The 19,836-nt window shown below is 65.5% G+C and carries 19 protein-coding genes; 7 read left to right on the forward strand and 12 right to left on the reverse strand.

The window, feature by feature from the left end; all coding sequences use genetic code 11:
- Positions 1-31: 31 nt before the first annotated feature.
- From DES47_RS03635 to aptA, 9 genes are all read right to left on the reverse strand, one after another.
- On the reverse strand, positions 32-871 hold the full coding sequence (locus DES47_RS03635) for an ABC transporter permease subunit (RefSeq protein ID WP_133699277.1): 840 nt from the start codon (positions 869-871) through the stop codon (positions 32-34).
- Complete coding sequence (locus DES47_RS03640; RefSeq protein ID WP_133699278.1) at positions 868-1,806, reverse strand: ABC transporter permease subunit; 939 nt, start codon at positions 1,804-1,806, stop codon at positions 868-870. Before DES47_RS03640 ends, DES47_RS03635 begins: the two co-directional genes overlap by 4 nt.
- Positions 1,803-2,906, reverse strand: a complete 1,104-nt coding sequence (locus tag DES47_RS03645) for an ABC transporter ATP-binding protein (RefSeq protein WP_133699279.1) — start codon at positions 2,904-2,906, stop codon at positions 1,803-1,805. The genes DES47_RS03640 and DES47_RS03645 overlap by 4 nt, the downstream gene beginning before the upstream one ends.
- Positions 2,907-2,930: 24 nt before the next feature.
- Positions 2,931-4,049, reverse strand: a complete 1,119-nt coding sequence (locus tag DES47_RS03650; protein ID WP_133699280.1) for a polyamine ABC transporter substrate-binding protein — start codon at positions 4,047-4,049, stop codon at positions 2,931-2,933.
- A 144-nt stretch (positions 4,050-4,193) separates the two neighbouring features.
- Positions 4,194-5,597, reverse strand: coding sequence for an aspartate aminotransferase family protein (locus DES47_RS03655; protein WP_133699281.1), 1,404 nt, complete (start codon positions 5,595-5,597; stop codon positions 4,194-4,196).
- Positions 5,598-5,627: 30 nt separating this feature from the next.
- A complete protein-coding gene (locus tag DES47_RS03660) occupies positions 5,628-6,992 on the reverse strand; it encodes a glutamine synthetase family protein (protein WP_133699282.1) in 1,365 nt (454 codons plus the stop codon).
- A gap of 72 nt (positions 6,993-7,064) precedes the next feature.
- The gene (locus DES47_RS03665; protein ID WP_133699283.1) at positions 7,065-7,844 is read right to left on the reverse strand and encodes a gamma-glutamyl-gamma-aminobutyrate hydrolase family protein; all 780 of its coding nucleotides are present in this window, start codon (positions 7,842-7,844) and stop codon (positions 7,065-7,067) included.
- Positions 7,841-9,157 carry an NAD(P)/FAD-dependent oxidoreductase gene (locus tag DES47_RS03670; RefSeq protein ID WP_133699284.1) on the reverse strand — a complete coding sequence of 439 codons (1,317 nt, stop codon included), beginning with the start codon at positions 9,155-9,157 and terminating at the stop codon, positions 7,841-7,843. The genes DES47_RS03665 and DES47_RS03670 overlap by 4 nt, the downstream gene beginning before the upstream one ends.
- 51 nt (positions 9,158-9,208) lie before the next feature.
- Positions 9,209-10,528 (reverse strand): omega-aminotransferase AptA, encoded by a 1,320-nt coding sequence (gene aptA / locus DES47_RS03675; protein ID WP_133699285.1) that lies wholly within the window; start codon positions 10,526-10,528, stop codon positions 9,209-9,211.
- A 177-nt stretch (positions 10,529-10,705) separates the two neighbouring features.
- On the opposite strand from aptA, the gene DES47_RS03680 reads away from it, so the two are divergent.
- Entirely contained in the window at positions 10,706-11,176 is a 471-nt protein-coding gene (locus tag DES47_RS03680) for an Lrp/AsnC family transcriptional regulator (protein ID WP_133699286.1), read from the forward strand.
- Positions 11,177-11,442: 266 nt separating this feature from the next.
- Positions 11,443-12,741, forward strand: coding sequence for an isocitrate lyase (aceA, locus tag DES47_RS03685; RefSeq protein ID WP_166651835.1), 1,299 nt, complete (start codon positions 11,443-11,445; stop codon positions 12,739-12,741).
- An 85-nt stretch (positions 12,742-12,826) separates the two neighbouring features.
- On the opposite strand, the gene DES47_RS03690 is transcribed toward aceA, so the two are convergent.
- Positions 12,827-13,975 (reverse strand): iron-containing alcohol dehydrogenase, encoded by a 1,149-nt coding sequence (locus tag DES47_RS03690; protein ID WP_133699287.1) that lies wholly within the window; start codon positions 13,973-13,975, stop codon positions 12,827-12,829.
- A gap of 65 nt (positions 13,976-14,040) precedes the next feature.
- Between DES47_RS03690 and DES47_RS03695 the strand changes: the two genes are divergently transcribed.
- The 3 genes from DES47_RS03695 to ahr are packed head-to-tail and all read left to right on the forward strand — an operon-like array spanning position 14,041 to position 16,911.
- Complete coding sequence (locus DES47_RS03695) at positions 14,041-14,982, forward strand: alpha/beta hydrolase (protein WP_243748141.1); 942 nt, start codon at positions 14,041-14,043, stop codon at positions 14,980-14,982.
- A complete protein-coding gene (locus DES47_RS03700; protein ID WP_133699288.1) occupies positions 14,979-15,836 on the forward strand; it encodes a YbgC/FadM family acyl-CoA thioesterase in 858 nt (285 codons plus the stop codon). Before DES47_RS03695 ends, DES47_RS03700 begins: the two co-directional genes overlap by 4 nt.
- A gap of 52 nt (positions 15,837-15,888) precedes the next feature.
- Positions 15,889-16,911: an NADPH-dependent aldehyde reductase Ahr gene (ahr, locus tag DES47_RS03705; RefSeq protein WP_133699289.1), complete on the forward strand. Its 1,023-nt coding sequence runs from the start codon at positions 15,889-15,891 to the stop codon at positions 16,909-16,911.
- A 62-nt stretch (positions 16,912-16,973) separates the two neighbouring features.
- Here the strand turns inward: ahr and DES47_RS03710 are convergent, their stop codons facing one another.
- A complete protein-coding gene (locus DES47_RS03710; RefSeq protein ID WP_133699290.1) occupies positions 16,974-17,258 on the reverse strand; it encodes a DUF4936 family protein in 285 nt (94 codons plus the stop codon).
- A gap of 2 nt (positions 17,259-17,260) precedes the next feature.
- Positions 17,261-18,160, reverse strand: coding sequence for a CAF17-like 4Fe-4S cluster assembly/insertion protein YgfZ (gene ygfZ, locus DES47_RS03715; RefSeq protein ID WP_133699291.1), 900 nt, complete (start codon positions 18,158-18,160; stop codon positions 17,261-17,263).
- Positions 18,161-18,215: 55 nt separating this feature from the next.
- Here ygfZ and mltG point away from each other — a divergent pair, with 55 nt between their 5' ends.
- Both mltG and tmk read left to right on the forward strand, forming a co-directional pair.
- Positions 18,216-19,211, forward strand: a complete 996-nt coding sequence (mltG, locus tag DES47_RS03720; protein WP_133699292.1) for an endolytic transglycosylase MltG — start codon at positions 18,216-18,218, stop codon at positions 19,209-19,211.
- Positions 19,211-19,828: a dTMP kinase gene (gene tmk / locus DES47_RS03725; RefSeq protein ID WP_133699293.1), complete on the forward strand. Its 618-nt coding sequence runs from the start codon at positions 19,211-19,213 to the stop codon at positions 19,826-19,828. The genes mltG and tmk overlap by 1 nt, the downstream gene beginning before the upstream one ends.
- The last annotated feature ends 8 nt before the right edge of the window (positions 19,829-19,836 follow it).

A 19,836-nucleotide genomic window follows, 5' to 3' on the forward strand; every position in this document is an offset into this window, starting at 1 on the left:
CTCCTCTTGGGGTTCCGGGAATCAAAGGGTGTCAGGTTGGGCCGCGCTGGGCGGCGGCCAGGTCTCTGGAGCGCTGGCGCTCCTTGTGGGCAACGAGATAGCTGGCGGCGATCACGCCTATCGACACCAGCACGATGATGACGGTGGCCACCGCGTTGATGCTGGGGCTCAGGCCCAGGCGCGCACGCGAGAAGATCACCAGCGGCATGGTCGTGGCGCCGGGGCCCGACAGAAAGGCCGACAGCACCACATCGTCCAGCGACAAGGTGAAGGTCAGCAGCCAGGCCGACAGCAGCGACTGCGCGATCATCGGCAGGGTGACCAGGGCGAATACCTGCAGCGGCCGCGCGCCGAGATCCATCGCCGCCTCTTCGAGCTGCGGGTTCAGGTCCTGCAGGCGCGCCTGCACCACCACCGTGGCATAGGCCATGCCCAGCAGCAGATGGCCCAGCCAGATGGTCAGGGTGCCGCGCTCGGGAAAGCCCAGCCAGCGCTGCATGGACACCAGCATCAGCAGTAGCGACAGGCCGACGATCACCTCGGGCATCACCAGCGGCGCGCTGACCATGCCCGAGAACAGCGTGCGTCCCTTGAAGCGCCGGTACTTGACCAGCGAGAAGGCCGCCAGGGTGCCCAGCACGACCGAGCCGCAGGCGGTGTAGAAGGCGATCCTCAGCGACAGCCACAGACCGGCCAGCATCTCGCGGTCCTCGGCCAGGGCGGCATACCACTTCAGCGTCACGCCCCCCCATTTGCTCGGGATCGGCGAGTCATTGAACGAATAGATCACCAGGGCCAGGATAGGCAGGTAGAGGAACACATAGCCCAGGCCCAGCCAGCCGCGGCCGAAGTACTTGGCGACAAGGTTCATCGCTTGACCTCCTGCGCTTCGGCCTGGTATTTGTTGAACAAGGCCAGCGGCACGATGATCAGCAGCACCATCACGACGGCCACGCTGGAGGCCATCGGCCAGTCGTTGTTGCTGAAGAACTCGTCCCACAGCACGCGGCCTATCATCAGCGTCTGCGGCCCGCCCAGCAGCTCGGGGATGACGAATTCGCCGACGCAGGGAATGAAGACCAGCATGGACCCGGCGATGATGCCGGCCTTGGACAGCGGCACGGTGATCTTCCAGAACGCCACCCAGGGCGTGGCGCCCAGGTCGGCGGCGGCCTCCAGCAGGCGCATGTCCATCTTGGCCAGATTGGCGTACAGCGGCAGGATCATGAAGGGCAGGTAGGTGTAGACCATGCCGATCAGCAGGGAGAAGGGCGTGTTCATGAACAGGCCGGGCGACTCGATCAGGCCCAGCTGCTGCAGCGGCCCGTCAAGTTGCAAGGCCATCAGGGCCTCGGCCACCCAGCCATGTTCGCTGAGCAGGCCCTTCCAGGCATAGACGCGCAGCAGGAAGCTGGTCCAGAACGGCAGCATCACCAGCATCAGCAGGGCCGGCTGCAGGGTGGCCTTGGCGCGGGCCATGAAGTAGGCGAAGGGGTAGCCGATGAACAGACACCAGAAGGTGGTGGCCGCGGCGTACTTGATGCTGATCAGATAGGACTTGAAGTACAGATCGTCCTCGGTGATGAAGACATAGTTGCTGAGCTTGATCGACAGGCGCAGCACGCCGTCCGCATAGACGATCAGGTCCTTGAAGCGCACCGTCTCCATCTCGGAGATGCTGATCTTCAGCACGATCAGGAAGGGCAGCATGAAGAACAGCGCCAGCCACAGATAGGGCACGCCGATCACCGCGGTGCGTCCGCGCATCAGACGTTGCAGCAGCCCCGTTCTTTTTGCCGGACTCATTGCGTCAGCACCACTTGCGAGGTCGGCGACCAGGAGGCCCAGACCGGGTCGTCCCAGGTCAGCGGGTCGGCCCGGTGCCGCTCCAGATTGCTCTCGCTGACCTTGATCACCTGGCCGCTGGGCAGCAACAGGTGGTAGATGGTGTAGGCGCCGAAGTAGGCCAGGTCGCGCACCTTGGCCAGCACCTGGTTGAACTCGCCCTCGGGCTTGTCGCAGGTCAGGCGTATCTTCTCGGGCCGCAGTGCCACGCTGACGGCCATGCCGGCGCTACCGGTGATGCCGTGGCCGACGTAGTGCCTGCAGTCGGGGCAATCGATCACCACATGGTCGGGTTCATCGACGGCCAAGGTGCCTTCCATCATGTTGACGTTGCCGATGAAATCGGCCACGAAGCGGGTGGCCGGCGTCTCGTAGATGTCGCTCGGCGCGCCAACCTGCAAAATCCTCCCCTCGCTCATCACCGCGATGCGCGTGGCCATGGTCATAGCCTCTTCCTGGTCGTGGGTCACCATCACGCAGGTCACGCCCACGTCTTCGATGATGTTGACCAGCTCGATCTGCGTCTCCTCGCGCAGCTTCTTGTCCAGCGCGCCCAGTGGCTCATCGAGCAGCAAGAGCTGAGGTTTTTTTGCCAGGCTGCGCGCCAGGGCTACGCGCTGCTGCTGGCCACCCGACAGCTGGTGCGGCTTGCGCTTGGCGAACTTGCCCAGCTGCACCAGCTTCAGCATGGCCTCGACGCGGGCGGCGACCTCGTCCTTGGGACAGCCATCGCGCTTCAAGCCGAAGGCTATGTTGTCCCACACCGTCAGGTGCGGAAACAGCGCATAGCTCTGGAACATCATATTGATGGGCCTCAGGTACGGCGGCAGGCCGGCCAGGTCCTGCCCGTTGAGCACGATGCGGCCCGAGCTGGGCGTCTCGAAGCCGGCCAGCATGCGCAGCAGCGTCGTCTTGCCGCAGCCCGAGGAGCCCAGCAGCGCAAAGATCTCACCCTTCTGGATGTCGATCGACACATGGTTGACGGCCACCGCGCCGCCCCCAAAGTCCTTCACCACATCCTCGATGCGCAAATAGGCGCCGCCGTCCACCGTTGAGCTCATCGGCCATCCTCCCTGTGCTTGTTCTTAGAGACCGGTCTTGAACGAGGTGTAGATGCGCGTCATGCTGCGGCGCAGGTCATTGTTGATCGCATCGGGCACGCCCATCTTCTTCATCTCGGCCTCGGACGGGAACACGGTCGGGTTGTTCGCCACCTCGGGCTTGATGAACTTGCGCGACTCCTTGTTCGGGTTGGCATAGAACACCTTGTTGGTCAGCGAGGCATGGACCTCGGGGCGCAGGATGTAGTTGATGAACTTGTGCGCGTTGCCGGGGTGGGGCGCGTCGGCCGGGATCACCATGGTGTCGAAGAACAGCACGCCGCCGCTCTTGGGCACAAGGGCCTCGATCTTCTGGCCGGTCTTGCCGTCGATGGCACGCTGGCGCGCGATATTGATGTCGCCCGACCAGCCCAGGGCCAGACAGATCGAACCATTGGCCATGTCATTGATATAGCCCGAGGAGCTGAACAGCGTGACGTGCGGCCGGATGGCCTTCAGCAGCGGCGGCACGGCCTGGTAGTCACCGAGGTTCTTGCTGTAGGGGGGCTTGCCCAGATAGTGCAGGGCGGCAGGCACCACCTCGGTGGCGCTGTCCAGCATGCTGACGCCGCAGCTCTTCAGCTTGGAGATGTACTCGGGCTTGAACACCAGGTCCCAGGCGTTGTCCGGCATCGGCGTGCTGCCCAGCGCGGCCTTGACCTTGTCCACATTGATGCCCACCGTGGTGTAGCCCCACAGCCAGTTGACCATGTACTGGTTGCCCGGGTCGAGCTTGGCGAGCTGGGCCTCGATGTCCGGGTCCAGATACTTCAGGTTCGGGATCTGCGCCTTGTCGATCTTGCGTAGCAGGCCGCCATCGACCTGGAGCTTGGCCCAGTAGGAGGAGGGCACGACCACGTCATAGCCGGTCTTGCCCGCCACCAGCTTGGCATGGACGATTTCGTTGTTGTCGAAATTGTCGTAGCGCACCTTGATGCCGGTTTCCTTCTCGAAGTTCTTCAGCGTGTCTTCGGCGATGTAGTCCGACCAGTTGTAGACGTTGATGACCTTCTCTTCTTCCTGGGCCGAGGCCGGCAAGGCCAGCAGGCAAAGACTGCTCAGCAACAGGCTCAAGGGCAGCTTGGGGACGGTGGTCAGCTTCATGGGAACGCTCTCCAGATGATCAACAAGGGATAGATTCAGTCTATGCCGCGGCGGAGCCGGCCCCTATCCCGCAAAACCCGAGGCTGTGCGGATGCGGAGGGCCAGTCCTTGCGCGAACCGTGCATCAAGATACCGCTAGCAAGATCAGAGCCAGCCCCGCGCCTGCACATCGGCCAGGGTCAGGTCCAGGCAGCGTCGTATCAGGGCCATCATTTCGTCCACCTGGGGGCGGGTGATGACCAGCGGCGGGGCGATGATCATGCGGTCGCCGACGGCACGCATGATCAGGCCGTTGCCGAAGCAGTGGCCGCGGCAGACCATGCCCACTTCCAGTGCACTGTCGAACATCTGGCGCTTGGCCTTGTCCTTCACCAGTTGCACGGCTCCCATCAAGCCGCAGGTCTGGGTCTCGCCTACCAGCGGGTGCTCGGCCAGTTCGGCGAATTGCTGGGCCAGATAGGGACCGACGTTGTGCTTGACATGGCTCACGAGGTTGAGCTGGCGTATCAGGCCGATATTGGCCAGAGCCACCGCGCAGGCCACCGGATGGCCCGAGTAGGTGAAGCCGTGGTTGAACTCGCCGCCCTGCTCGATCAGCACCTTGGCGATGCGCTCGCCGACCATCACCCCGCCCAGCGGGATGTAGCCCGAGGTCACGCCCTTGGCAAAGGTCATCAGGTCGGGCCTGCTGCCCACCGTCTCGCAGCCGAACCATTCGCCGGTGCGGCCGAAGCCGCAGATCACCTCGTCGCTGACCAGGAGGATGCCGTACTTGTCGCAGATGCGCTGGATCTCGGGCCAGTAGGTCGTGGGCGGCACGATCACGCCGCCGGCGCCCTGGATAGGCTCGCCGATGAAGGCGGCCACGCGCTCCGGGCCGACGGCGAGTATCTTTTCCTCCAGCCAGCGGGCGGCGGTGAGACCGAAGTCCTCGCGGCTCTGATCGCCGCCCAGCTCGAACCAGTGCGGCTGCTCGATATGGGTGATGTTCGGTATCGGCAAGCCGCCCTGAGCATGCATGCCGCTCATGCCGCCAAGAGACGCCCCGGCCATCGTCGAGCCGTGATAGCCGTTGTGCCGGCCGATGATGACCTGGCGTTCCGGCTGACCCAGCACATCCCAGTAGCGGCGCACCATGCGCACGATGGTGTCATTGCCCTCGGAGCCCGAGCTGGTGAAGAACACATGCTGGAACTGCGGCGGCGTCACCTCCGCCAGCAGCTCGGCCAGCTCGATGCTGGGCGGCGTGGCGGTCTGGAAGAAGGCGTTGTAGAAGGGCAGCTCCTGCATCTGCCGGGCGGCTGCATCGACCAGCGCCTTCTGCCCGTAGCCGACGTTGACGCACCAGAGGCCGCTCATTGCGTCGAGGATCTTGTTGCCGTCGCTGTCGTGCAGATAGATGTTGTTGGCGTCGGTGATGATGCGCGAGCCCTTCTTGGCCAGGGCGGCGAAGTCGGTGAACGGGTGGAGGAAGTGGGCGGCATCGGCCTGCTGCCACTCTTTGGTGCTGCGCTTGGCAGCCCGGGACGGTTGTTGAATCGTGCTCATAGGGTGCTCCGTATCGATGGACTGATGCGCTCAGACGTGAAGTAGAAGGTGCTCTCGCTCCCATGGCGAGATCACCTTCATGAACTCCGCGTACTCGATTTCCTTGACCTCGGTGTAGACGGTGATGAAGGACTCGCCCAGCACCTCGGCCAGGTCTTTCTCGTTGCGCAGCAGGTCCAGCGCCTCGCCCAGGCTGCGGGGCAGTTGATAGTCGCCCAGGTACGCGTCGCCCTTGCATTCCGGGCTGGGTGCGATCCTGTTCTTGATGCCCAGATAGCCGCAGGCCAGCGTGGCGGCCAGCGCCACATAGGGATTGGCATCGGCGCCGATGACGCGGTTCTCCACCCGGCGCGCCGAGGGGCTGGCCACCGGCGAGCGTATGCCGACGGTGCGGTTGTCGGTGCCCCACTGGATATTGATCGGCGCGGCGGTGTTGCGCGAGAGGCGCCGGTAGCTGTTCACATAGGGGGCGAACAGGGCCATCGCCGCCGGAATGTACTTCTGCAGACCGCCGATGTACCAGAAGAACTCCTGGCTGGGCGAGCCGTCTTCATTGCTGAAGATGTTCTTGCCGGTGCTGGCGCTGACCACGCTCTGGTGCACATGCATGGCGCTGCCTGGCTCGTTGGCGATGGGCTTGGCCATGAAGGTGGCGAACATATCGTGGCGCATCGCCGCCTCGCGCAGGGTGCGCTTGAAGAAGAACACCTCGTCGGCCAGCTTCAGCGGGTCGTCATGGAAGAAGTTGATCTCCATCTGGCCCGCGCCGATCTCGTGGATCAGGGTGTCGACGTTCAGACCCATCTGCTCGCAATAGGCATAGACGTCCTCGAACAGCGGGTCGAACTCGTTCACCGCGTCGATCGAATAGGCCTGGCGCGAGGTCTCGGCGCGGCCGCTGCGGCCCACCGGCGGCTTCAGGGGAATGTCCGGATCGGGGTTGCGTGCGACCAGATAGAACTCCAGCTCGGGCGCGACGACTGGCTGCCAGCCCTCGGCCGCATAGAGCTCGCAGACCCGGCGCAGCACCGAACGCGGCGCGAACGGAATCAGCTTGCCGTGCTGGTCGAAGCAGTCATGGATGATTTGCGCGGTCGGGTCGGTGGCCCAGGGCACGATGCGCACCGTGGTCGGGTCGGGGCGCAGATGCATGTCCTGGTCGGTCGGCGAGATCACGTCGTAGTAGGGGCCGACCTCAGGGAATTCGCCGGTCACGCCCATGGCCACCACGGCCTCGGGCAGCCGCATGCCGCGGTCTTCGGTGAAGCGCTCGCGCGGCAGGATCTTGCCGCGGGCCACGCCGGTCAGGTCGGGCACCAGGCACTCGATCTCCGTGACGCGGCGCTCCTTGAACCATTGTTCGAGGTCTGCGAATGTGAATTTGCTGGTTGTCATGTATCACCTGTTTTGCTGGGCCCCGGCTCCATGGCCGGCGCGGGAGGGCGTTGGGGGTGAAACAGGAGACAGCTAGGTTTCCGGGTCGCGCTGCTGCAGTTGCTGACGGTCTTGATGGAACCGGTGGCAGGCCTGGCCAAAGGCCGTCAGCACCGCCATCGAGGCCGGGTTGCTGGCTGCCTGCCACTCGGGGTGCCACTGCACGCACAGATTGAAGCCGACGGCTTGGCTGACCGAGAAGGCCTCGACCAGGCCATCGGGCGCCACGGCCTCGACCCGCAGGCCCGGCGCCAGCTGCTTGACCCCCTGGCCATGCAGTGAGTTGACCTGGATGGTGTCGCTGCCGACGATTTGGTGAAGCAGGCCACCCGGGACGACGGCAATCGGATGCACCGGCGCGTACTGCTCCTCTGCGCTGAGATCTTTGGGCGCGCGATGGTCCTGCAATCCCGGCTGCTCCTGCACGGCCTGATGCAAGCTGCCACCCAGCGCCACATTGGCCTCCTGGAAGCCGCGGCAGATCGCGAACAGCGGCATGCCCAGCTCCAGCGCCTTCGGGATCAGCGGCAGGGTCCAGTCGTCGCGCTCCGGGTCCAGCGGCAGGGACGGGTCATGCACCGCCTCGTCGAAATTCTTCGGGTGGACATTGGACGGCGAGCCGGTCAGCAGCACGCCGTCGGCGAGGGCCAGCAGCGCGTCCAGCTCGTGCGGCTGCACCGAGGGCACGATCAGCGGCGTGCAGCCGGCCAGGCGCACGGCCTCGATGTACTTCTTGCCCGTGGCGTAGAACGGGTGGTCGCCGATCGGCCTGCTGCACGCCGGCACCAGCACAATGGGTTTTGTACGACTCATAACATGTCTCTCAAACGGTAATACGCCATGCCCAGCACCAGGGCCGGGGTGCGCAGCCAGCGCCCTCCCGGGAAACGGTGATGAGCGAGGCGCGCGAAGGTGTCGAAGCGGCCAGCGTCGCCGGCGATGGCCTCGGCCACTAATCTGCCTGCCAGGCCGGTCAGCGCCAGGCCGTGGCCCGAAAAGCCCTGCAAGTAGTAGATGCCGGCGTCTTCGGACCTGCCGCTGCGCTGGTCCAGCCGGCCGAAGTCGGGGGCCCGGTTCATCGTGATGTCGACGAAGCCGCCCCAGCTGTACTCCAGCGTCACGTCCTCCAGCTGCGGAAAGCTCTTGCGCATGCGATCGCGCATGCTTTGCGCCAGGTTCGGTGGCGTGACCGTGCTGTAGCTGACGCGACCGCCATAGAGCAGGCGGTCATCGGCCGTGGGGCGGAAGTAGTCGAGCACGAAATTGGTGTCGCAAACCGCCGCGCGCGACGGTATCAGCTGCTGCATCACCCCCGGCGCCAGTGGCTCGGTGCAGACGATATAGGTGCCCACCGGCATGATGCGTTCGGCAAGCGCAGGCGCCAGGTCCTGCAGATAGACATTGCCGGCCAGCAGCACCTGCCTGGCCTTGACCCTGCCGTGGTCGGTATGGACGGTGTTGCTGGCACCGCGTTCGATGCGCGTCACGGCCGATTGCTCGAACATCTGCACGCCGAGACCGGCTGCCGCCCGGGCCAGACCCAGGCTGTACTTCAGTGGATGCAGGTGCCCCGAGCGCGGGTCATAGACGCCGCTGTGAAAGCGCGGGCTCTTGATGTAGGCGGGCAGGTCGGCCGGCCCCAGCCAGCGCAGCGGATAGTCATAGCGGCTGGCCATCTGCTCGGCCCAGTCCTGCAGCGCGGTGGCTTTGCGGGCATTGATGGCCAGTCCCAGATAGCCGTCCTGCCAGTCGCAGTCGATCTGGTGCTGCTGGCAGCGCTGCTTGATGATGTCCAGCGCCTCCAGGGTCATGCCCCAGACGGCGCGCGAGGCCTCCAGCCCCAGCTGCGCTTCAATGGTGGATTGCTCACAGGCCAGGCCGTGAATCGCCTGTCCACCGTTGCGGCCCGAGGCCCCCCAGCCGACTTCTCGCGCCTCCAGCAGCACGACCTTGAAACCGCGCTCGGACAGTTCGATCGCGGCGGACAGACCCGCCAGACCGCCACCCACAATGGCCACATCGCATGAGACCTCGTCCCGCAATGGGGGGAACGCCTGCTCGCGGCGCACGCTGGCCGCGTAAAAGGAGTTCCGCGTCAGCTCGCGGTCTGTGCTCAGGAGGTTCATAAAGGGTATGCGCTAGGCAAGGTCCTCGGTAAGGGTTGGTTCGTCGAAACGTCAGGCCGCGCGCTGGATTGCGCCGCGGAGCGTGTCGATGATGTGGTCGATGTGCTTGCGCTCGATGATCAGCGGCGGGCTCAGAGCAATCGTGTCGCCGGTGGTGCGTATCAGTACGCCCTTCTCCCAGCAGTCGAGGAAGATATTGAAGGCGCGCTTGGCCGGCTCGCCAGGCAGGGGGCTCAGCTCGACGCCGCCGACCAGGCCGATATTGCGAATGTCGATCACATTCGGCAGGCCCTTCAGCGAATGCAGGCATTCGGCAAAGTAGCCGCCCAGCTCCCCGGCACGGGTCAAGAGGCCCTCTTCGGCATAGGTGTCCAGGGTGCCCAGCGCCGCGGCGCAGGCCAGCGGGTGGGCCGAGTAGGTGTAGCCGTGGAAGAACTCGATCAGATGCTCGGGCCCGTTCATGAAGGCATCGTGGATGTGCTGCTTGGCAATCACCGCGCCCATGGGCACGCAACCATTGGTCAGGCCCTTGGCCACGGTCATCAGGTCCGGCGTGACGCCGAAGGTCTGGGCGCCAAACGGGTTGCCGGTGCGGCCGAATCCGGTGATGACCTCATCGAATATCAAGAGGATGCCGTGCTTGTCGCAGATCTCGCGCAGCCGCTGCAGATAGCCCTTGGGCGGAATCAGCACACCGGTCGAACCGGCCACCGGCTCGACGATCACCGCGGCAATGGTGCTCGCGTCGTGCAGGGCGACCAGACGTTCCAGATCGTCCGCCAGATTCGCACCATGCTCGGGCTGGCCGACGGTGAAGGCATTGCGCGCCGCGTCATGGGTGTGGCCGATATGGTCCACGCCACTGAGCATCATGCCGAACATCTTGCGGTTGCCGACCATGCCGCCAACCGAGATGCCGCCGAAATTGACGCCGTGGTAGCCCCGCTCGCGGCCGATCAGCCGGGTGCGCGAACCCTCGCCGCGCACGCGGTGGTAGGCCAGGGCCATCTTCAGCGCGGTGTCCACCGACTCGGAGCCCGAGTTGGTGTAGAAAACCTTGTTCATGCCTGCAGGCGTCAGCTCGACCAGGCGCTCGGCCAGCTCGAAGGCCTTGGGGTGGGCCATCTGGAACGGCGGTGCAAAATCCAGCTCGGCCGCCTGTTGCTGGATGGCCTGCACGATGCGCGGGCGGTTGTGGCCGGCATTGACGCACCACAGCCCGGCAATACCGTCCAGCACCTGGCGGCCCTTGTCGTCGGTGAAATACATGCCGTCGGCGCGGGTCAGCAGGCGCGGCGCCTTCTTGAACTGGCGATTGGCCGTGAACGGCATCCAGTAGGCATCAAGGTTGGCGTCGGTCGGTTGGCTCATTGCATCACTCCTGAGAGGGTTTCGGGCGCGGTCATTCATGGTCAATCTCCGCTGGCCCCACGTTCTACAGTCTAGTCAGGGCGGCGCGCAATGTGCTGGCGCAATGCGTCCGGGTTGACCCGTGGTTTCGCAATCTGATGCGATAATTTGGCTGATTCAAGCAACAAAATTCGAATCATGACCAAGCCGGTGCAATTGGATGCGATAGACCGTCATATTTTGAATGAACTTCAGGCGAATGGCCGACTCTCCAATGTGGAGTTGGCCCAGCGGGTGCATCTGTCGCCCTCGGCCTGTCTGCGACGGGTCAAACAGCTGGAAGAGCAGGGCGTCATCGCCAACTATGTGGCCCTGGTGGACCCCAAGGTCGTCGGCAAGCAGGGCACCTGCTACACCATCATCAATCTGGAGCGTATGACGACGCAGGCGCTGGAGTCTTTCGAGCAGGCGGTGCGCGCCAGCCCCGATGTGCTGGACTGCTTCTATCTGGCCGGCAGCAACGACTACCTGATCCGCTTCGCCTACCGTGACGCCGAGGACCTGGAGCGCTTCCACACCCATGTGCTGATGCACCTGCCCGAGGTGGCCCGCTCCAACTCAATGATGGTGCTGCGCACGATCAAGAAGAGCACGGCGTTTCCGCTCTGATCGTCCGCGGATCGCGTCATTGCACCATGCGATATCGCCGTTTTGCATTATGAAAAATAGAGATGGTGCAGTGCCGCAAAATTTCTCATCATGAAGATCGCAATTTCACAATGCGGCGCGCAAAACGTAACTTATTGAATTTAAAGGATTAAATATTTAGTCTTATATAAGACATAAGTCTTCCCATGCGGGTGCGGCAGGCGTAATCTAGGACCCATGAACTGCCTCGTTTCCTTGTCTCACTGAACCCCGCTGAAGGAGCTGTTATGACCAACCTGACCCGTGACCAGCAAATCGCCGCCCTTGAAAAAGACTGGGCCGAAAACCCCCGTTGGAAGGGCATCACCCGTGGCTACACCGCCGCCGACGTCGTCCGCCTGCGCGGCTCGATCGCCATCGAGCACACCCTGGCCAAGCGTGGCGCCGAGAAGCTGTGGAGCCTGGTCAACACCGAGCCCTTCGTCAACTCGCTGGGCGCGCTGACTGGCAACCAGGCGATGCAGCAGGTCAAGGCTGGTCTGAAGGCCATCTATCTGTCCGGCTGGCAGGTCGCCGGCGACGCCAACAGCAATGGCGAGATGTACCCCGACCAGTCGCTGTACTCGGTGGACTCGGTGCCCAAGGTCGTGAAGAAGATCAACGCCACCTTCAAGCGCGCCGACGAGATCCAGTGGAGCGAAGGCAAGAACGACATCGATTACTTCGCGCCCATCGTGGCCGATGCCGAAGCCGGTTTCGGCGGCGTGTTGAATGCCTTTGAGCTGATGAAGTCGATGATCGAAGCCGGCGCCGCCGGTGTTCACTTCGAAGACCAACTGGCCGCCGCCAAGAAGTGCGGCCATATGGGTGGCAAGGTGCTGGTGCCGACCCGCGAGGCCGTGGCCAAGCTGGTGGCCGCCCGTCTGGCCGCCGACGTGATGGGCACGCCCACCGTGCTGCTGGCCCGCACCGATGCCGAAGCCGGCGATCTGGTGACCAGCGACATCGACGACAACGACAAGCCCTTCTGCACCGGCGAGCGCACCGTCGAAGGCTTTTTCCGCACCAACAACGGCATCGATCAGGCGATCAGCCGTGGCCTGGCCTATGCACCCTATGCCGACATGATCTGGTGCGAGACCGGCAAGCCCGATCTGGCCTTTGCCAAGCAGTTCGCCGACGCCATCCATGCCAAGTTCCCAGGCAAGCTGCTGGCCTACAACTGCTCGCCCTCGTTCAACTGGAAGAAGAACCTCGACGACGCGACGATCGCCAAGTTCCAGCGCGAGCTGGGCGCGATGGGCTACAAGTTCCAGTTCATCACGCTGGCCGGCTTCCACAGCCTGAACTACTCGATGTTCGAGCTGGCCCATGGCTATGCCCGCAACAATATGAGTGCCTTCGTCGAGCTGCAGGAGAAGGAATTCGCCGCCGCCGACAAGGGCTTCACCGCAGTGAAGCATCAACGCGAAGTGGGCACCGGTTACTTCGACGCCGTGACCACAACGATCGAGCGCGATGCCTCGACCGCCGCGCTGAAGGGCTCGACCGAAGACGAACAATTCTTCGGCAGCAAGCACGCTTGAGCGTGACCGGGACGTAGTTACCTAGAGGTCCGGGAGACAAAAGGCCCGCCGCCACAAGCGGCGGGCCTTCCTATTTTTGCCGTTGCTACATGCTGGTGATCAGCATCTCGCGGTACTCCTCGGCGCTGGCCAGTCGCGGATTGGTCTTGTGGCAATGGTCGGCCATCGCATAGCCAATGATGCGGTCGAACAGGTCGGCGGTGACGCCCATGGCCGCAAGCCCGGCCGGCAGGCCCAGGCGTTGATTCATTTCGGTCAGGGCCTCGGCCACCTCGGTGCCCTTGCTGTCGCAACTGCCCAGGCCCATCGCATGGGCCATGCGCTGCAGGCGCTGCTGCTCTTGCACGCTGGCCGAGCCGGCATTGAAACGCACCACCGCCGGCAGGAACACCGCGTTCAAGGTGCCGTGGTGCAGGCGCGGATTGATGCCGCCCAGGCTGTGGCTCAGCGAATGCACGCAACCCAGTCCCTTCTGGAAGGCCAGTGCCCCCTGCATGCTGGCGCTCATCATCGCCCAGCGGGCGGCGCGGTCGCTGCCGTCCTTCGTCGCCCGCTCGATGTGCGCCCAGCCACGGGTCAGGCCGTCCAGCGCAATGCCGTCGGCCGGCGGATTGATGGCGGCCGACATGAAGGTCTCCATGCAGTGCGCGATCGCGTCCATGCCGGTGGCGGCCGTCAGGCCGGGCGGCAGGCCGAGGGTCAGGTCGGGGTCGCAGATGGCGGCCTTGGGCATCAGGAACCAGCTGTGGAAACCGAGCTTGCGGCCGTCGTCGACGATCAGGATGGCGCCGCGCGCCACCTCGCTGCCGGTGCCGGCCGTCGTCGGCACGGCAATCAGCGGCGACACGGCGGCGGTGATGCGCGGGCTGCCGCCTTCTATCGTCGCGTAGGTGGTCATAGCCCCGGGATGGGTGGCGGCAATCGCCACGCCCTTGGCCAGGTCGATGCTGGAGCCGCCGCCGACGGCGACCAAGCCGTCGCAGCCGTTCTCGACATAGACCTTGACCGCGGCGCGCACGGCCGCCTCGGTGGGGTTGGACGGCGTGCCGTCGAACACCGCATGGTGGAGGTCCTTGAGCCCTGCCAGTGCCTGGTCCAGCACACCCGCGGCGCGCACGCCCGCATCGCTGATCACCAGTGGCCGGTTGATACCGACGCGCTGGCATTCGGAGGCCAGCAGCGCCACCGCGCCATGCTCGAACTGGATCTGGGTCAGATAGTTGATCAAGGCCATGTCTCGCTTGCTCCTGTGTGGGATGAGTTCAGCCAGTATGCTCCGGCCCATCCCGGCAAGAGGACATGGAATTGAGCAGCAATTTGTTGACCGCCCGCATGGCCGGCGTGCTGGAGCGCATCGTGCGCGCCAATCGCCCACCGTTCTATGCGCAGAGCCCCGAGGCGGCCCGCCTGGCCTATACCCTGGGTGCAGAAATCCTTGACCTGCCGCGTGCCAAGCTGCACCGGGTGGAGGATCTGGTCCTGCCCGGCGCCGTGGGCGGCCTGCCGGCGCGGCTCTATGCCAACAGCCAGGATCGGCTGCCGGTGCTGCTGTACTTCCATGGCGGCGGCTTCACGATAGGCAATCTGGAGACCCATGACAGCCTGTGCCGGCAGCTGGCCCTGCGCAGCGGCGCGGCCGTGCTGGCGCTGGACTACCGGCTGGCACCCGAGCACCGCTTTCCGGCCGCCGTCGATGACTGCTGGGCAGCGCTGGCCTGGCTGGCGGAATACGGCCACACGCTGGATCTGGACAACCGCCGCATTGCCGTCGGCGGCGACAGTGCCGGCGGCACCCTGGCCGCGGTCAGCGCCCAGCATGCCCGCGACCTGGGCCTGAAGCTGGCCCTGCAGCTGCTGGTCACACCGGGCACCATCGCCCATGCCGACACCGGCTCGCACCGCTTGTTCGCCAACGGCTTTCTGCTCGACGCGCCCAGCATCGCCTGGTTCTTCGACCAGTACATTGCCAAGGCCCAGCGCACCGACTGGCGTTTTGCGCCGCTATTGGCCGAGGACTTTGAGGGCCTGGCCCCGGCCTGCGTGATACTGGCGGAATGCGATCCGCTGGTGGACGAGGGCCTGGCCTATGCCGATGCCCTGCGCGCCGCCGGTGTGCCGGTGCAACTGGAGCTGTACCGCGGCGTGATCCACGACTTCATCAAGATGGGCCGCTCGATTCCCGAGGCGCTGCATGCTCAGGCCGCCGCGGCGCTGGCCCTGCAACAGGGATTCAAGGCATGAACCGCAAAGACTTTCGTTTTCTTGAGCGCCTGCGCGTGCGCTGGGCCGAGATCGACGCCCAGCAAATCGTCTTCAACGGCCACTACCTGATGTATCTGGACACCGCCGTCGGCGGCTACTGGCGGGCCATGGCGCTGCCCTATGCCGACACGATGGCTTCGTTCGGCGGCGACCTCTATGTGCGCAAGTCCACGCTCGAGTACCTGTCCTCGGCCCGCTACGACGACCAGTTGGACATAGCCGTGCGCTGCGCCCGCATCGGCAACAGCTCCTTGACTTTCCATGGTGCGGTGTTCCGCGGCGAGGAGCTGCTGGTTCACGGCGAGCTGGTCTATGTGTTCGCCGATCCGGCGACGCAGACCTCGAAGGCGGTGCCGCAGGCGCTGCGCGAGGTGCTGCAACGCTTCGAGGTCGGCGAGGCCATGGTCGAGGTCAGGGTCGGTGACTGGGCAACCCTGGGCACCCATGCCCATGCGATACGCCAGCAGGTCTTCGTCGAAGAACAAAAGATCCCGGCCCAGATGGAATGGGACGAGGCCGACGCCATCTGCACCCATGCCGTGGCCTACAACCGCTTCGGCGTGCCGCTGGCCACCGGCCGGGCGCTGGAGCATGTGCCGGGCGTCGTCAAGATCGGCCGAATGGCGGTGCAGCGCGGCATGCGCAGCGGCGGTGTCGGCCGCAGCGTGCTGGACGCGCTGATGCGCAGTGCCCGCGAGCAGGGCTATCGCGAGGCGGTGCTGCACGCCCAGCTGAGCGCGGCGTCGTTCTATATCCGCGCCGGCTTCGTGCAGCGCGGCGAAGTGTTCGAGGAGGCGGGCATCGGCCATGTGGAGATGACGCGGGTGCTGTAGGTGACAGCGCGGGCGCGCGAGCCGGCATAGGATGACTGATCCAGGAGAAACCATGACCCAGATTCGCGCTGTTCGTGCATTCGCCGCCCTCGAAGCCGGCGGCCCCTTGCAGACCTTCAGCTACGACCCCGGCCCACTGGGCGAGGAAGAGGTCGAGATCCGCGTCGAGCATTGCGGCATCTGCCATTCGGACCTGGCGATGATAGACAGCGAGTGGTTCCCTGCCAGCTATCCGATCGTGCCCGGCCATGAGGTCGTCGGCGTGATCACGGCACTGGGCACGCACGCCAAGGGCCGGCAGATCGGCCAGCGCGTCGGCATCGGCTGGCACACGGCCAGCTGCACGCATTGCCAGTTCTGCCTTGGCGGCGAGCAGAATCTCTGCGCCAAGCGCCAACCCACCATCATGGGCCGGCACGGCGGCTTTGCCGAGAGCCTGCGTGCCCACTGGAGCTGGGCGGTGCCGATTCCCGAAGGCATGGACCCCGCCGCGGCCGGCCCGCTGATGTGTGGCGGCGGCACGGTGTTCCTGCCCTTCGTCATCCACTCGGTCAAGCCGACCGATCGCGTCGGCGTGGTCGGCATCGGCGGCCTGGGCCACCTTGCGGTGAAGTTCGCCCGGGCCTGGGGCTGCGAGGTCACCGCCTTCACGTCCTCGCCGTCCAAGCGCGAGGAGGCGCTGGCGCTGGGCGCGCACAAGACCCTGTCCAGCGTCGATCTGAAGGAGCTGAAGGCGGCGGCAGGCAGCCTGGACTTCCTGCTGATCACCGTCGGCGCCAGCCTCGAATGGGACGCCCTGATCAACACGCTGGCGCCCAAGGGCCGCATGCACCTGGTCGGCGTTGTCACCGACAAGATGAGCCTGCGCAGCGGCTCGCTGCTGTCCTGGCAGCGCGGGCTGTCGGCCTCGCCGACGCCTTCACCGACGGTGCTGGCCAAGATGCTGGAATTCTCGGCACGCCACGGCATCGCGCCGCAGGTGGAGCGCTTCCCAATGAGCCGGGTCAACGAGGCGGTGGAGCACCTCAGATCCGGCAAGGCTCGCTACCGGGTGGTGCTGGACGCGGACTTTTAGAGCGCCCGGATGCAATCCGGGACCATCAACGTAGGCACACTGGCCCCCGGATTGCATCCGGGCTACGCGAGAGGCTCGAAGACTTCCACCTGGCGCTGGCTACCGGGCAGCGGCTCGGCCTGTGCTTCGATCAGCGCCTGCCAGCCATCCGGCGGTGTGGCGCCCTGGGGCCAGCTGTGAACCTCCATCCAGGTCTGCTGGGCGCCGGCCGTCACGGGCCGCTGGAGCAGGCGGCTTTGCATTCCGGGCAATTGCAGCTTCAAGGCGGCCTGCAATTGCCGAAATGCCGCCAGCGCCGCCTCGGCCTGCCCCGGCTCAAGCTTGTAATAGACGTAGAGCTCCTGCAACGCTACTCCGTCACGTCCACATCGATGTCGTAGGGCAGGGGCCGTGCCTTCAGCTCGGCGCCCGACACATTGCCCAGATGCAGGCTGCCAGCGGTCAGCGCCGCCATCTTGACCTCGGCCAGCAGGCTGTAGCCGCCGGCAGGGTTGGGCGCCACGCCGGCCACCAGACCCGCCGGCTGCTCGGCGTCGCCGCTGTGGAAGATCTCCTGGCCGATTGCCGCCGGGGCCTCGCTGTCGAACAGGAAGGTGCGGCGCTTGATCGTGCCGCGGTACTGGCTGCGGGCGACGATTTCCTGGCCGGGATAGCAACCCTTCTGGAAATTGACGCCGCCCAGCAGTTCCAGATTGATCATCTGCGGCACGAACTGCTCGACGGTGGCGCCACGCACCCAGGCCAGGCCGCTTTGCACGTCCAGCCACTGCCACTGGGCTTCGCTGATCGCGGGCAGGGCAGGCGCAACGGCCTCTGGGCCTTGAGCCAGCAGATAGCGTTGCTGGCCGGCGGCATCGGGCAGGCGGATCGCGTCGCCGTTGCGCTGCCAGACCTCGGCGGGCGCGCCGTCACCGACAACCCCCCACAACGCGAACTGCGCGCTGGCATCGCTGAGCTTGCATTTGGCGCGCAGCACGAACATTGAGAGACGCTTGAGCACGGCAGGCAGCACCTCGGCCGGCATGGCCATCAGCACCTCGTCGGGTGCCGGCTTCCAGGCGATGAAGCTGGCCAGCAGCCGGCCCTTGGCCGAGCAGAAACCGGCCAGACGGGCCTGGCCGGCGCTCATCAGCACGATGTCCTGGGTCAGTTGGCCGTGCAGGAACTTGGCCGCCTCTTCGCCGCTGGCGCGCAGCACGCCCCATTCGGTCAAACGAGCGACACCCTGTTGAATCATTTGCGTAGTCATGGGCCGATTATCATCAGCGCCGCCCAAGGCCGCCTTCCGACCCGAAAGAACCCGCATGAGGTTTGTGCTGAAACTGTTTTTATTGCTGCTGGTCCTCGCCGCCGGCGCGGTCGGTGCCGCCTGGTACTGGGTGCAGCAGCCGCTGGCCCTGAGCCAGCCCTCGGTCGAGCTGTCGATCGAGCCCAACACCCTGCCGCGTGACGTCGCCCAGGCCTGGGTCACGGCCGGCGTGCAGACCTCGCCTCGCTGGCTCTACGAGTGGTTTCGCTGGTCGGGCCAGGCCAAGCTGATACGGGCCGGCAGCTATGAGATCCACACCGGCACCAGTCCCCGCCAGCTGCTGGACAAGATGGTGCGCGGCGACGAGGCACTGGAGACAGTCAAGCTGATCGAGGGCTGGACCTTCCGCCAGTTCCGCGCCGCCCTTGCCAAGGCGCCGGCCCTCAAACCGGCCAGCGCGGCGATGAGCGAGGCCGAGATCATGGCCGCGCTCGGTGCGCCGCAGCTGCCGGCCGAGGGCCGCTTCTTCCCCGACACCTATGCCTACAGCCGCGGCGTCAGCGACCTGACGGTGATGCGCCGCGCCCTGCAGGCGATGCAGCGCAGGCTCGATGCCGCCTGGGCGCAGCGTGCCCCGAATCTGCCGCTGAAAAGCGCCGACGAGGCGCTGATACTGGCCTCCATCGTCGAGAAGGAGACGGGCAGGGCGGCCGACCGCGGCCTGGTCGCCGCCGTCTTCGTCAACCGGCTGCGCATAGGCATGCCCCTGCAGACCGACCCGACGGTGATCTACGGCCTGGGCGAGGCCTTCGACGGCAATCTGCGCCGCCGCGATCTGCAGACCGACACCGCCTACAACACCTACACCCGCGGCGGCCTGCCGCCAACGCCGATTGCCATGCCCGGCCAGGCCTCGCTGCAGGCCACGCTGCACCCTGAGGCCAGCAAGGCGCTGTACTTCGTCGCCAAGGGCGACGGCAGCTCGGCCTTCAGCGAAACCCTCACCGAGCATAATCGCGCGGTCAACAAACATCAGCGTGGCATCCAGTAGTGAGCTTGAACGGGAAATTCATCACCTTCGAGGGGATAGACGGGGCGGGCAAATCCACGCATATCGCGGCGCTGACCGAGCGCCTGCGCGCCCGCGGAGCCGATGTGCTGAACACCCGCGAGCCCGGCGGCACGCCGCTGGCCGAGCAACTGCGCGAGCTGTTCCTGCATAAGCCCATGGACGGGCTGACCGAGGCGCTACTGGTGTTCGCCGGCCGCCGTGACCACCGGATGACCGTGATCGAACCCGCACTGGCCGCCGGCCGTACCGTGCTGTGCGACCGCTTCGCCGACGCCACATTTGCCTATCAAGGCCATGGCCGTGGCATGGACCTGGCCGTGCTGACCCAGTTGGAGCAGTGGGTGCTGGCCGGTCGCCAGCCCGATCTGACGCTGTGGTTCGACCTCCCCGCCGAGACCGCCGCCCAGCGCCGCGCCTCGGCCCGCACGCCGGACCGGCTGGAGCAGCTGGATCTGGACTTCTTCGAACGGGTGCGCGCCGGTTATGCGGCACGCTGCGCTCAATTCCCCGAGCGCTTTGCGCGCATTGAAGCCCAGGGCGACATCGCCCAGGTCTGGTCGCGCGTCGAGGCGGTGCTGGAGCAGCGCGGGTGGTAAGAGAAGAC

This window comes from Roseateles toxinivorans (genome assembly GCF_004362525.1).
Classification (GTDB): domain Bacteria; phylum Pseudomonadota; class Gammaproteobacteria; order Burkholderiales; family Burkholderiaceae_C; genus Paucibacter; species Paucibacter toxinivorans.

Excerpts from the sequence above, each read along its gene's own strand:
- DES47_RS03635 (WP_133699277.1), bottom strand. The coding sequence starts at position 871 with ATGAACCTTGTCGCCAAGTACTTCGGCCGCGGCTGGCTGGGCCTGGGC.
- DES47_RS03640 (WP_133699278.1), bottom strand. The coding sequence starts at position 1,806 with ATGAGTCCGGCAAAAAGAACGGGGCTGCTGCAACGTCTGATGCGCGGA.
- DES47_RS03645 (WP_133699279.1), bottom strand. The coding sequence starts at position 2,906 with ATGAGCTCAACGGTGGACGGCGGCGCCTATTTGCGCATCGAGGATGTG.
- DES47_RS03650 (WP_133699280.1), bottom strand. The coding sequence starts at position 4,049 with ATGAAGCTGACCACCGTCCCCAAGCTGCCCTTGAGCCTGTTGCTGAGC.
- DES47_RS03655 (WP_133699281.1), bottom strand. The coding sequence starts at position 5,597 with ATGAGCACGATTCAACAACCGTCCCGGGCTGCCAAGCGCAGCACCAAA.
- DES47_RS03660 (WP_133699282.1), bottom strand. The coding sequence starts at position 6,992 with ATGACAACCAGCAAATTCACATTCGCAGACCTCGAACAATGGTTCAAG.
- DES47_RS03665 (WP_133699283.1), bottom strand. The coding sequence starts at position 7,844 with ATGAGTCGTACAAAACCCATTGTGCTGGTGCCGGCGTGCAGCAGGCCG.
- DES47_RS03670 (WP_133699284.1), bottom strand. The coding sequence starts at position 9,157 with ATGAACCTCCTGAGCACAGACCGCGAGCTGACGCGGAACTCCTTTTAC.
- aptA (WP_133699285.1), bottom strand. The coding sequence starts at position 10,528 with ATGAGCCAACCGACCGACGCCAACCTTGATGCCTACTGGATGCCGTTC.
- DES47_RS03680 (WP_133699286.1), top strand. The coding sequence starts at position 10,706 with ATGACCAAGCCGGTGCAATTGGATGCGATAGACCGTCATATTTTGAAT.
- aceA (WP_166651835.1), top strand. The coding sequence starts at position 11,443 with ATGACCAACCTGACCCGTGACCAGCAAATCGCCGCCCTTGAAAAAGAC.
- DES47_RS03690 (WP_133699287.1), bottom strand. The coding sequence starts at position 13,975 with ATGGCCTTGATCAACTATCTGACCCAGATCCAGTTCGAGCATGGCGCG.
- DES47_RS03695 (WP_243748141.1), top strand. The coding sequence starts at position 14,041 with ATGGAATTGAGCAGCAATTTGTTGACCGCCCGCATGGCCGGCGTGCTG.
- DES47_RS03700 (WP_133699288.1), top strand. The coding sequence starts at position 14,979 with ATGAACCGCAAAGACTTTCGTTTTCTTGAGCGCCTGCGCGTGCGCTGG.
- ahr (WP_133699289.1), top strand. The coding sequence starts at position 15,889 with ATGACCCAGATTCGCGCTGTTCGTGCATTCGCCGCCCTCGAAGCCGGC.
- ygfZ (WP_133699291.1), bottom strand. The coding sequence starts at position 18,160 with ATGACTACGCAAATGATTCAACAGGGTGTCGCTCGTTTGACCGAATGG.
- mltG (WP_133699292.1), top strand. The coding sequence starts at position 18,216 with ATGAGGTTTGTGCTGAAACTGTTTTTATTGCTGCTGGTCCTCGCCGCC.